This is a genomic window from Chryseobacterium elymi (assembly GCF_003385495.1).
Taxonomy (GTDB): Bacteria; Bacteroidota; Bacteroidia; order Flavobacteriales; family Weeksellaceae; genus Chryseobacterium; species Chryseobacterium elymi.
In genome coordinates this window covers 342991-355649 of record NZ_QNUH01000001.1, presented here as the reverse complement: position 1 = coordinate 355649, position 12659 = coordinate 342991, and the positions used below count along the sequence as shown (strand labels likewise).

Here is a 12659-nt window from a genome sequence, read left to right as displayed (position 1 = left end):
TCTTTACAAGCGTTATTTATGGATTTTATATACCCTTCTTTCCATTTAAAATCATTTCTATCATCTTAATTTTTCTATTTTCCCTGGTTTCCGGTTTCTTGGCTTCCTCTATCCAGCGGATGTATTCTTTTCTGTGTGTATAGCTCATTTTGTCAAACAGGGATTTGGCTACAGGGTTTTCCTTAAAAACAACCGTAATATCATCAGCAATTTCAACAATTCTTTCCTCTTGATCTTCAATAAGGCTTACAACAATCTCATCACCAAATGTTTTCCCCAACTGCTTTCGGACTTCCTGGGTCAAACCTAAAATATGACAGTCAGATTTCATTTTAGCAAGGCTTCCACGGTATTCGACCTTATTGTCAAATGTTGCTTTAATTTTGATCTGTCCTTTTTTGCCGAACAATTCTTCCGCAGAAAAAGGAAACTCTACAAAAGCGGCATTCATGGATCCATTTTGCTTTATAATTCCTGTAAATTCTATTTTCTGTTTCATCACAAAGATTTAGAGCTCAAAAATAAAAAAACCGTGAATTTGTGTTCACGGTTTTAAAAATTTATCAGAAAAGATTATTTTACCTTTTTTGCTTTCTTAGGCATCTGAGTAGTTCCTGAATTTTTAGACTTTGTATCAGGAGGTGTGTTTTCTCCTCTTACAAGCTTTAATTCGTCGATTAATCTTCTTGCTCCTGCATATTTGTCGATCGTCCAAAGAACGAAACGTACATCTACGTTGATCGTTTTCTGCCAGTTCTGTTCAAATACAATGTCACCACTTAAGGCTTCACTGTTTCCATCGAATGCGATACCGATAAGGTTTCCGTCTCCGTCAATAACAGGAGAACCGGAGTTACCACCCGTGATATCATTGTTAGAAAGGAAGTTTACAGGCATATATCCTGCAGCATCAGCATACTGTCCGAAATCCTTAAGATTATAAAGGTCAATTACTCTTTGCGGAAGATCAAATTCTTCATCACCTTTCTTATATTTTCCTACAAGACCGGTCATATCAGTATAATAATTGTCCGTAACTCCGAAGTAATTTCTGTCATTTCTTACAGGAAGTTTATCTACCGTTCCGTAAGTTAATCTCATTGTAGAGTTAGCATCCGGATAGAATTTTTTCTCAGGCATAGCCTTCATTAATCCAGCTAAGAATAGACGGTTGTTCTTGTTGAAGTTATCATCAACTTTAGAATACTTCTCCATGCTCATTTTCTGGTCAGCAACAATTCCGTTTGCGATTTTCCAAAGTGGATCAGCATCAAGTTTCAATGCGTCTGGGTTTAATAAGAAGTTCGTAGCAGAAGTCTTATTCGCAAAAATTGAAGAATAAGCTACATTAGACAGCGTCTTAGAGTCTAATCCTAAAATAGTAGCAGATGCCACCTCTTTATTGGTCACTCTTGATTGGTAAAGTCCAGCCATAGAAGCAAGCATTTCTCCCTCCAGAGAAGGATTGAAGTTTTCATAAGCTTCTTTAATTGCAGTTTCAGTTTTAGCTTTCATCGCTAGTCTTCCCTGCATATCCTGAGCAGCATAAGCTTTAAGAACAGATCCTACCTGTAAAGCAAGAGTGATATACTTTGCATTTCTTGAGAACTGAGAAGCATAGTTTCTTTCAACATTTCTGTCAGAAACCTGCTTGTAATAAGCTCCGATATCTTCTAAAATACCATCATATTCTGCGTTTCCTGGCATTGCAGACCATTTTCTGTAAGTATCTTCAATCTTTTGTTTGTCGGCGATCGTTCCGTTTTTATCTACTGCATCGATAGTTCCCTGTCTGTTTTTCCAGTAGTTAGCTACAGAAGCATATTGAGACGCATAGTTAAGCTGAGTCGCTTTATCCTTGTCCATATACTTTTTCATAACATCCATAGCAAGTTTTGAAGCTTCTACCCAAGCCGGATAGTCTTTATTTACCATCTGCTGGATTCCGTAAGACGTAAGGTAACGGTTAGTTCTTCCAGGATATCCTAAGATCATAGAGAAATCACCAGGCTTAATTCCTTTAAGAGAAACCGGAAGGAAGTGCTTGGGCTTCAAAGGAACATTTCCTGTTGCATATTCTGCAGGATTTCCTGCTGCATCTCCATATACTCTGAATACCGTGAAGTCAGCAGTATGTCTTGGCCATTCCCAGTTATCTGTATCACCTCCGAATTTACCTAATGATGAAGGTGGTGCACCTACCAATCTGATATCTTTATAATCCTGGTATACAAAATAATAGAATTCATTTCCATTGAAGAAATCTTTTACTACTACTGTGTATTTTCCGTTTTCAGAGTTTTCAGTCTGGATTGCTTTTGTTTCAGCATCAATAACTGCTTTTCTCTCTGCTCCGGTCATATTGTTGTTTAGCTTGGAAGTGATTCTCTGCGTAGCATCATCCATCCTAACTAAAAATCTTACATAAAGATCCTTTGCGTTAAATTCGTCCTTCTGCTTCATAGCCCAGAATCCGTTTTTCAGATAATCTTTTTCCGGAGTAGAAGCGGCAGCTACAGCACCGTAACCACAGTGGTGGTTCGTGAAAATAAGTCCTTTGTCAGAAACAATTTCCCCAGTACAAAAACCTCCGAAGCTTACGATAGCATCCTTTAAGCTTGAATTGTTTACTGAATAAATTTCTTCAGGCGTCAAATGCAGTCCCTCTTTTTGCATGTCGACCCCGTTAAGTCTTTTGATGAGCATTAACAGCCACATCCCCTCATCCGCCCTCATCTGAGCAAAGCCCAATAAGAAAGTGAACAGTAGAAATAGTCTTTTCATTTTATAAAATAATTTTTGTGTCGCTAATTTACTAATTTTTACGATATTCTGTCCCGGAATGGTATGAAAATGGAAGGATAATCCCCATGAAAAAAATACTTGTATCATTTTTTGCAGTTTTACTTCTCGGGGTTGTGGTCAGCTGCTCTTCAGTCCCTGAAAAAAATCCAAGCCTTCAAAGACAGTGGATGCTTGTTTCTTTTGATAAATTTTCTAAAGAGGAATTGGTGAAAAATAAGGCGGAAATCAACCTCACAGGCATAATGGAAAAAGGGAAAATTAAGGGTGGAGCCCACATGGGATGCAACAGTATGTTTTTTACTTCCGAATTTAAAACCAACGGAAAAGTAAAGATCTCAGGAGTAGGGAGCACATTGAAAACCTGTCAGAATATGGAACTGGAAAACGTTTTTATCCAGAAATTTGATAAAATGACCAATTATTCCATAGAAGGGCATTTTCTGACCTTATCAGATGGCGGTGGAAACTCCATGAAATTCGTAGCTGCGGATTGGGATTAAAAATACTGTTTGGGCTAAGAAAGCTTGAATTTTTAAGTAAATCATCGAATATGAAAATATAAAAAGTCCGCGCTGAGCGGACTTTTACTTTAAATCTGGTTATGGTTATTAGTTTTTCGGAATTGTTTTCTTTATTTCCTCTAATGTTGCTGTATTGGGTAGACCCACGGTATTGCTATTTGTGTTCCTGGAATTCGCTGTACTGGTTCGGGATGCCTGTCTGTTGGGAATAGAAGCTTTTATTTCGGCTAACGTTGCTGTATTGGGCAGCAGTTTTCCTGAAGTGTTATTTAAATTGGAATCCTGAGTTTTTGTGTCCTGTTTTTTTACTTCAAGACCCTGTTCTGAAGCCAGTGTGGTTACGTTTTGTTTTTTAGGTGCATTTTCCTGAGACGATTTTGCCAGCTGGGCTTCCCGTTCTCTGAGCTGTTTCACGATCTGGGCCTGATCTTCAGATTCAGGAGTTTTCTTGTTTTCCTGAGCATAAACGGATACGCTTAATGCTAAAAATGTAATGATATATAGTGATTTCATGATAGTTTATTTAATGTTTACCAATACTTTAATTTTACCAGTTGAAGTTTGGTCATAGTCCTGAAGTGCTTTTCCGATCACCTGTCCTATTTTCACTTTCTTAGGATTCGCTTTCATGGCGGTTCCCGGTTTTGAGGAGGTTACCAAAAGATCTCCCCTTTTAATTTTACCGCCTTCCAGGCATACCTTCGTAGGAATGACACCGATAACTCCCATAGGAACTTTACCGGAAATATCAGAATCTATATGTTCTTCAGTAAGCAATACCCCCGGTTTGGTCGCATATACTCCTGCTACAAGAGTAGAATAGGATTTCGAAGATCTTTCTACAGTTCGATCCGTATTTGTAGAGATCACAAGAATATCTCCGGTTTCATATTCAGAAATATTACCCTCCACATCAAAGACTTCTGCAACGTCTGCTCCGCTGCTCTGTGTGCCTCCGTTAAAGAATCCGCGTCCCGCCTTATTGATACGGGCCATGTTTGCTGATGCGCTTTGATATACGGAAATATTGCCTGATGGCCCCTGATGATTAACAAGCAGGGTAGAACCGGTGCCGGTAGTTGTTACATGGACTACAGGCTGGGCGTTGGCATTATTAAAGTTAGCAAATCTACCCGCTTTACCTGTACCAAAATTAGGCACCCAGCCATAAATTGCCGATCCCGTTCCGTCCACTGTTGCCTCTACACCATCACCGTTGCCGCCTGCATTGGCGGTAATGCCATTTCCATTACCTTCCGTAAGCGCCAATAAAGCAGGACCGTTACCACTCGCGTTGGAGGAATAAAACAAACCTCCATATCCTCCGGTGCCAGATGAAAGGCCATATACTCCAGCAGTGCCAAAATTGGCAAACTGTGAATTTACTTCACCTTTTACGGCTGCTGAGGTTCCTGTTATCCTGTCTACCTTAAAATTTCCTGCAGTACCGTTACCTACTGTGGTTGCCGTTATTACATCGCTTGTATTGGCGTTATTAAATATATTAAACTTTCCCGCCCGCCCCGTTGCAAAAGTAGGAACCCATGCATACAGGGCATTTCCTGCACCATCGATATTGGTTTCAACACCGTTTCCGTCTTTACCTGCATTGGCGGTGATCGCATTTCCGTTTCCATCAGTCAAAGCAATTAATGCAGCTCCGTTTCCCGAAGGATTTGATGCATAGAATAACCCTGCACGTCCTCCTGTTCCTGAAGAAATTCCAAAAATACCTGCCGCTCCAAAGTTGCCGAAAATAGTATTTACTTCACCCCTTACTGCCGCTCCTACACTGTTTGTATTGTCAACTAAGAAGGAAGCTGCATTACCTTGTGTATTGTTCGGAATATTCCCGTTACCGTTGGTTTTTACCTCGAAAGTATTAAAATCATTTGTGGCGTTAATGTTTTCAAATCTTCCTGCGCGTCCTTTTCCGCTATTAAGTCCAACCTGCCCCAAAACCCCTATTGAAGTTCCGGTAGCATTGCCGCTTACAAATCCTCTTACCCCATATCCGCCACCATCATTACGACCTACTACAGCCCCTGCAATATCACTGGTTGTCCTGCCGACTACCGCTTCACCGGCTCCATTATTATCACCAATGATACCTGCAGAAGTCTGTGCAGAAGTAATACCATGCACTGCAAAACCGCTTCCTGTAGAACTTAAAACACCTGCACCGGTGCCGGAAGAAGAAATATTAAGAACCGTTCCGTTTCCAAGAGTGTTCGCATTCAGAACGTTATTGTTATTGGCATTATTGAAAATAGATATACTTGCCGCGATACCGTTGTTACTGGTTGCGGTAAGACCTGTTCCGGTATTACTGTTGGCATATACTCCTGTTCCTGCGGCCGATGAGTTTCCATAAACTCCAAGACCGTTGGGAGTAACGCCATAAACACCCCATCCGCTACCGTTCTGGCTCCCCCATACACCAACACCGAGACCTCCTGTTCCGTTATTGATACCACGGACACCACTGGAAAAACCTCCTGGTGCCACGTTGTTTACAATACCCCGTAATGAGGCAATGTTGGAAGTCGTTGTAGTATTTATCGCTTCTACAGAGGTCCCGTCTCCATCATTGGTCAGTGAAAATAAAGAGGAAGCATTGTTTACCGTATTGGTGTACGGAATTGTGAAGCTTCCACCTGTTCCGCCCGCAGACTTAGCATACATGGCATAAGGAACGCTTAATAGCTGGCTTGTTCCTGCTATTGTATAATTGGTACCTCCGGCCGGGTCGGTTTCAGTTTTTAAATAATAGTTTCCTGTAGACCAGTTGATTGTTGAAAATGTTCCGGAAAGCACTGTTCCTGTTCCTATTTCCAGACTAATCAGCCCGTTGGCATTTGTACTTCCTGTAAGTCTTTCAGAATAGACCAGTGGCCCAATAAGAGAACCTGTGATTATACTTACTTTTACAGCGATATTTTGATTGGTCAGCAGCTGGCCTGCTCCGTTTCTCATAACGGCCTGATAGCTCATTTTTTCCGGTACCTGAGCGTGTCCGAGAAAGAGACCTAGCATGATCCCCAGAGATAGTAATATTTTTTTCATGGCGTTATTTTTTTATGACTTTAAAGGTTTTTAGATTTTCTCCATTCTGGTTGATCCTGATTATGTAAACCGCAGAAGGAAGAGATGAAAGGTTCAGTTCGGACTTTGACTGGGAGATCATGTTCTTTTTGATCAGTTTGCCCTGAGAGTCGAACAGCTGATATTCCGATCCTTTATATGGAACAGAAGAAAAATCTATGTACAGATAATCTTTGGCCGGATTCGGATAGAGTAGAATGCTTTCTTGCTTTGTTGTGGTTTCACTGGCAGAAAGTGTCGTGATCTCATAGGCTTGCTGTACGCCTTCCAGTACCTGGGAATTGGTTCCCTTATACAGATAAGCTGTCTGGCCTACACTGTAAGAAACCGAGCCGTTGCCTCCTGATGCATTTGTTCCCGTGGCCAGAACTGCCGATTGGGCACTCAGAATACTGACGGAAAAGGTGAGCGGAATGAGAAAGAAGCAGTGAATAGATGTTCTTTTCATGTATAATATTTTTGTGGTTAATAATTGGTTATCCAAGTTTTCAAAAAAGAAATTTGTGAACACTAAATTACCACATATCGCAACCGGATTGAAGGAAAATAGACTAACGGTAAAAAAAATCGACCAACGGCATTTTACGATAAAAATGTTGATATTCAGCTTTTAAGGGTTGAGGAAGGACAGGCTTTCTTTGTAAGTTCTACCAATGGGAAGCCTGATCTGATGGATCAGTTCTATCTCATGGCTGCTTTTTCCGCGGATGAAATGGCGGGGTACGGCATAGCTGCGATGTATTCTTATAAAAGAATCAAAAAAGCTTTTATGAAGAAGATTTCCCAAGGAATCCAGAACGCAGTGCTTCTTTTCATGTGTGACAAGCCGGGTATAATCTTTTAAAGCTTCAAGATAAAGAATATCGGTAAGTCTGATTTGAGAAATGTTACCGTTTTCTTTTATTTTAATACAGTTTTCACCGAGAAGGGCATCGAAGCATTCGCATTTTTTTTTCATTTCAAAAAAATTGAAGACTTTTTCTATAGAATGTTGGAAACGCTCTGCTTTAATGGGTTTTGTGACAAAATCTAGTGCATCAATTTCAAATGCTTCTGCTGCGAGCTCCGGTTGGGAGCTTACGAAGATGCAGGCAGGAATTTTATAAGCAATTTTCCTGAATTCCAATCCGCTCATTCCGCTAAGTCTAGTTTCGCAGATCAACAGATCAATTGGGTATTCCAGGTAAGGAGCTGCCTTTTCCGCCGAGTTAAAAGATGCAATAATCTCTATATTATCGTACTGCCTGATATGGTGCTGAAGAACCAGCCTGTCCAGTTCATCGTCATCAATAATCATACATTTAATATGGGAATTCATGATCTTAGTGTTAGTTTTTGCAGTATTTGTAATTTTAAATGTTTATTAATTACAAATCTGCGTCATAAAGGTATTAATTTTTTATAAATGAAAGATATTGTAAACTTAAATTACATTAAAAAATAAAGGGAAATTAAAAAATGATTTTGTTTTTTTTCCTGAAAATTGGTATCTTGTGGAAATCACAAACATAGACAGAAATTAATGCTAGATAAAAAACAACATAATTACGAAAGAGCAGTTTTGGTAGGGGTTATTACCCAAAATCAGGATGAAGACAAGCTAACGGAATATATGGATGAACTTGAGTTTTTAGCCTTCACAGCAGGGGCAACGGTTCAAAAACGATTTACTCAGAAATTAACTCAGCCGGATTCCAAAACTTTTATTGGAAGCGGAAAGGCCCAGGAAATAAAAGAATATGTAAAGGAAAATGAAATCGGAACCATTATTTTCGATGATGAGCTTTCTCCTTCCCAGCTTAAAAATCTCGAAAGAGAAATAGAAGTGAAAATTCTGGACAGAACCAATCTTATTCTTGATATTTTTGCACAGAGAGCACAGACTTCCTATGCAAGAACCCAGGTAGAATTGGCACAATATCAATATCTTTTACCACGTCTGACAAGAATGTGGACTCACCTTGAACGCCAGAAAGGGGGAATCGGGATGAGAGGTCCCGGCGAAACAGAGATTGAAACTGACCGCCGTATCATCCGTGACAGGATTTCCCTGTTAAAAGACAAACTGAAAACCATCGACAGACAGATGGCCACCCAACGTAACAACCGTGGGAAAGTAGTACGTGCCGCTTTGGTGGGATATACCAACGTTGGGAAATCTACGCTGATGAATGCACTTTCCAAATCTGAGGTTTTTGCAGAAAATAAATTGTTTGCAACCTTAGACACAACGGTAAGAAAGGTGGTTATTGGTAATTTACCGTTTTTGCTTACCGATACGGTAGGATTCATCAGGAAGCTTCCGACACAGCTTGTAGAATCTTTTAAATCTACGCTGGATGAGGTTCGTGAGGCGGATTTGCTTATTCATGTGGTGGATATTTCCCATGAAAGCTTTGAAGATCAGGTAGAATCTGTTAATCAGACGTTAATGGAAATTAATGCTCATCAGAAACCGATGATCATGGTTTTTAATAAAATTGATGATTTCAGTTACGATAAGAAGGATGATGATGATCTTACACCGTCTACAAAAAGGAACATTTCTCTGGAGGAGTGGAAAAAAACATGGATGGCTAAATCTAAATATCCGACAGTATTTATTTCTGCGCTGACGAAAGAAAATTTCCCGGAAATGAAGAAAATGATCTACGATGAGGTAATGAAGATACATATCTCCAGATTCCCTTACAATGATTTCCTTTTTGAATATTTCGATAATGATGAGGAAGAAGAAAACAACGATTAATGAAATATCAATTTTTCCTGTTATTGGTTTTCCTTTCGGTTTTCGGTTTCAGCCAGAAGTCAAAGGTTGATTTGAAAAATATTGAGAAAAACCTTAAAAACCCTGATTCTCCCTATAATTATGAGAAGCTGATTTTTAAATACAAAGGATATCCTAAATCCTTGGATAGTGTTGAGGCCCAATACCTTTACTATGGTCGGAATTTCAGAAATGATAAGGTTTCAGCGATTGATGAAAGCTTCAAGAATCTGACGGAGGCTTTTAAGCAGGGTAATTTCGAAGAATGCATCAGGCTGGGTAAAGTTCTTTATGGCAAAGATCCTACTAATCTGGATATACTTCTTGTTCTTCTAAGGGCCTATGATTCCCGGAAAGACGGAAGCAATTTTATGCATCATCTGAACCAGTTCCGTTTGCTTACCGAAGGGATAAAGAATTCCGGTAACGGAAACTCTGAAAAAACAGCCTATTTAGTCAATTCTGTAGGAGATGAATACATCCTGCTAAATATCCTGAATATCGGGAAAGATTATGTAAGGGGATCGCAGCCTGGCAAAGACGGGATGATTGATATCTGGGAAAAGGACGGGCACAGGCTGTATATTAAAATACTTTATTCAGACCTATAAAATTAATTAAAAAACACTTAGTGGAGTTATATTATTCATTTTCAGCCTTAATAGTATTAGCATCAATTTTTGCCTATCTCAATTACAGATTTCTGAAACTTCCCAGTACCATCGGGATTATGGTGATTGCCATCGTGGTTTCTATTTTTTTGGTAATATTTGGAGAAACAGTGCTTCCGAGAACTTTTGGGCATCTTAATAAGTTAATGAACAGTATAGATTTTACAGAAGTTCTGATGGGGGCAATGCTTAATTTCCTTCTCTTTGCGGGAGGGATCCATATTAATATCAATGATCTCAAAGAGCAGTTCAGGCCGGTCCTGATATTTTCCACAGCCGGAGTGGTTATTTCCACATTTGTAGTGGGATTCGGAATGTTTTACCTGCTGCCTTTTTTAGGAATTCATCTCCCGTTTATCTACTGTCTGCTTTTTGGGGCACTTATTTCGCCTACTGATCCGGTGGCTGTTTTAAGTATCCTGAAACAGGCCAATGTTTCTAAATCACTTGAAACCAAAGTGGCTGGAGAATCTCTTTTCAATGATGGTATGGCCGTAGTGGTATTTACAGTCGTTATGCAGCTTGCCATCGGGAAAGAAGTGGATCTGGGTATTGAAAGTATCGGATTGCTTCTGATGAAAGAAGCCGGCGGAGGAATTCTCCTCGGTGTTTTATTGGGATGGGTCACTTCCAGGCTGATGCGTGAGGTGGATGACTATATTATTTCTGTTTTGGTAACACTTTCCGTGGTAATGGGAGGATATCTTGTTGCAAGGCAGATGCATATTTCAGGACCTCTGACGATGGTTGCTGCAGGTTTATTCATGGGTAATTTTAACGTAAGGTTCAAAATGAAGTCCATTACTCAGGATTACCTCATCAAATTCTGGGAGCTGATCGATGAAATTCTTAATGCTGTTTTATTCTTGTTTATCGGTTTTGAACTGTTGATGATCAAGGATTTAAAGTACTTTATGGTTCCTGGTTTATTGGCTGTTGCAGTAGTTTTAATTGCCCGTTTTATTTCGATCTGGGTACCTACGAAATTTATGTCTCTGCGAACAAGATTTAGCCCGCAAACGGTAAAAGTTCTCGTCTGGGGAGGAATCCGCGGCGGAGTTTCTATAGCGTTAGCTATGTCTATTCCTAAAAGCGAATACAGTGCAATTATCTTAAGTATCACTTACTGTGTAGTTGTATTCTCAATTGTCGTTCAGGGTCTTACTATTGCAAAAGTAGCCAATCCGAAAGCCATTGCAAAAGAAGAGGAAGCGCAGGAAATTATTGTGGAGGATGAACATGCTTGATTGTAAACAATCTATAATTTTTTATCATTAATTAGATCATAAAGTCAATGAGATAAACTACATGAGCAATATAATCAAAGAAATACAAGAAGCGTTAGCGGTTTTGTCCATTCCTGAAAAAGCAGAATTCTTTCCGAAGTTCTTCAAAACAGGAAAAGGAGAATATGGAGAAGGAGACCTGTTTTTAGGCGTGAAAGTTCCGGACCAGAGATCTGTTGCTAAAGAATATTATTCAAAGATAAGCCTGCAGGATCTCAGTGTCCTGTTATCCTCAAAATATCATGAACACAGGCTAACTGCGATCTTTATACTGATATCTAAATTTGAAAAAACCAAGGATAAGACTGTGAAAGAAGAGATCATCCAGTTTTATCTGGATCATCTTCAGTATGTTAATAACTGGGATTTGGTAGATTCAAGCTGCTACAAGATTTTAGGAAGATATGCTTTTGAAAGCGGAAAGGAAGAGCTGTTGAGAAGCCTTTCGGATTCTGAAGAAATGTGGCATAAGAGAATTGCTGTGGTTGGTACAATGTATTATGTAAAAAAGGGATCTTTTGAGCTGACTAAAGAATTTGTGACCAAAAACCTGAAACATACTCATGATCTCATGCATAAAGCCAACGGGTGGCTGCTTAGGGAAATGGGACAGAAAAACGAAACCGAGCTCATTAGCTTTCTGAATAAGCATTATCAGGAGATGCCCAGAACCTGTCTGAGATATGCCATTGAAAAGTTGGATGAGGAAGTGAGACAGGATTATCTGAAAGGCAGAATTTGAAAAAATGACTGTTTTCAGTGAAATAACAGAGTCCATAAAGTATTTTCAAACGGAATTAAGTAATTTTGTGTTTTAAAACTCAATTATGAAAAATCTTCTGAAGCTTTTTTTACTGCTTATTCCTTTATTATTACTGACCAGCTGTTTTGATATTTTGGACAAAGTGAATGTTAAAGCCGACGGAACAGGAGAATATACCATTATTCTTAATGCCAGTAAAAGCAAAACAAGGCTGGCTTCCATTTCTAAAATGGAGACGATTAACGGAAAGAAAGTTCCCAAAAAAGGTGAAATTGAGAATAAAATCAGTGAGGCTGCCAGGATTTTTAAAGCAACTCCGGGAATCAGCAACGTAAAAACTTCAATGGATTTTGATAATTACATCATCAAGCTGAGCTGTCATTTTAAAAAGATTGAAAATATCAATGCCGGACTGGAGCAGCTGAAAGCCAAAAATATACTTGGGAAAATGATTCCTACACAAATTTACAGTCAGAATCTTCAGAAAAAATCATTGGTCAGAAACAAAGTCAATACTTTCAAAGCGGATTACGACAAAATGGGGAAGGCAGATAAGGAGATTTTCAATAATGCCAGGTATACCTCTGTAATGCAGTTTGAGAATACCGTAAAATCTCAGACTAATAGTGCTTATCTACTGGCTCCGAATAAAAAAGCGGTAAAGCTGGAAGCGGATATTTTAGAACTGATTTTTCAAAAGAAACAATTACAAAACACAATATTATTTCAATAAACTTTAAC

At 39.2% G+C, this 12659-nt stretch carries 12 protein-coding genes; 6 read left to right on the top strand and 6 right to left on the bottom strand.

Going from position 1 to position 12659, the window contains the following annotated elements:
- Positions 1 to 25: 25 nt before the first annotated feature.
- Together DRF60_RS01525 and DRF60_RS01520 are read right to left on the bottom strand one after the other, a co-directional pair.
- Positions 26 to 499 (bottom strand): YdeI/OmpD-associated family protein, encoded by a 474-nt coding sequence (locus tag DRF60_RS01525; RefSeq protein WP_116010355.1) that lies wholly within the window; start codon positions 497 to 499, stop codon positions 26 to 28.
- Positions 500 to 573: 74 nt separating this feature from the next.
- Complete coding sequence (locus tag DRF60_RS01520) at positions 574 to 2784, bottom strand: S46 family peptidase (protein WP_116010354.1); 2211 nt, start codon at positions 2782 to 2784, stop codon at positions 574 to 576.
- 86 nt (positions 2785 to 2870) lie between these two features.
- Between DRF60_RS01520 and DRF60_RS01515 the strand changes: the two genes are divergently transcribed.
- Positions 2871 to 3305 (top strand): META domain-containing protein, encoded by a 435-nt coding sequence (locus tag DRF60_RS01515; protein WP_116010353.1) that lies wholly within the window; start codon positions 2871 to 2873, stop codon positions 3303 to 3305.
- 108 nt (positions 3306 to 3413) lie between these two features.
- Here the strand turns inward: DRF60_RS01515 and DRF60_RS01510 are convergent, their stop codons facing one another.
- The 4 genes from DRF60_RS01510 to DRF60_RS01495 all read right to left on the bottom strand — a co-directional run bounded on the left by DRF60_RS01510 (position 3414) and on the right by DRF60_RS01495 (position 7749).
- Complete coding sequence (locus DRF60_RS01510; RefSeq protein ID WP_116010352.1) at positions 3414 to 3839, bottom strand: hypothetical protein; 426 nt, start codon at positions 3837 to 3839, stop codon at positions 3414 to 3416.
- 6 nt (positions 3840 to 3845) lie between these two features.
- On the bottom strand, positions 3846 to 6392 hold the full coding sequence (locus DRF60_RS01505) for a beta strand repeat-containing protein (protein WP_116010351.1): 2547 nt from the start codon (positions 6390 to 6392) through the stop codon (positions 3846 to 3848).
- Positions 6393 to 6396: 4 nt separating this feature from the next.
- On the bottom strand, positions 6397 to 6879 hold the full coding sequence (locus DRF60_RS01500; protein ID WP_116010350.1) for a T9SS type A sorting domain-containing protein: 483 nt from the start codon (positions 6877 to 6879) through the stop codon (positions 6397 to 6399).
- Positions 6880 to 7041: 162 nt separating this feature from the next.
- Positions 7042 to 7749: a LytR/AlgR family response regulator transcription factor gene (locus DRF60_RS01495; RefSeq protein ID WP_238639949.1), complete on the bottom strand. Its 708-nt coding sequence runs from the start codon at positions 7747 to 7749 to the stop codon at positions 7042 to 7044.
- 204 nt (positions 7750 to 7953) lie between these two features.
- Here DRF60_RS01495 and hflX point away from each other — a divergent pair, with 204 nt between their 5' ends.
- The 5 genes from hflX to DRF60_RS01470 all read left to right on the top strand — a co-directional run bounded on the left by hflX (position 7954) and on the right by DRF60_RS01470 (position 12651).
- A complete protein-coding gene (gene hflX / locus DRF60_RS01490; protein WP_116010349.1) occupies positions 7954 to 9180 on the top strand; it encodes a GTPase HflX in 1227 nt (408 codons plus the stop codon).
- A complete protein-coding gene (locus DRF60_RS01485; protein ID WP_116010348.1) occupies positions 9180 to 9809 on the top strand; it encodes a DUF4919 domain-containing protein in 630 nt (209 codons plus the stop codon). The genes hflX and DRF60_RS01485 overlap by 1 nt, the downstream gene beginning before the upstream one ends.
- 20 nt (positions 9810 to 9829) lie before the next feature.
- A complete protein-coding gene (locus DRF60_RS01480; RefSeq protein ID WP_116010347.1) occupies positions 9830 to 11116 on the top strand; it encodes a cation:proton antiporter in 1287 nt (428 codons plus the stop codon).
- A gap of 61 nt (positions 11117 to 11177) precedes the next feature.
- On the top strand, positions 11178 to 11897 hold the full coding sequence (locus DRF60_RS01475) for a DNA alkylation repair protein (protein WP_116010346.1): 720 nt from the start codon (positions 11178 to 11180) through the stop codon (positions 11895 to 11897).
- 85 nt (positions 11898 to 11982) lie between these two features.
- Positions 11983 to 12651 carry a hypothetical protein gene (locus DRF60_RS01470; protein WP_116010345.1) on the top strand — a complete coding sequence of 223 codons (669 nt, stop codon included), beginning with the start codon at positions 11983 to 11985 and terminating at the stop codon, positions 12649 to 12651.
- Positions 12652 to 12659: the final 8 nt, after the last annotated feature.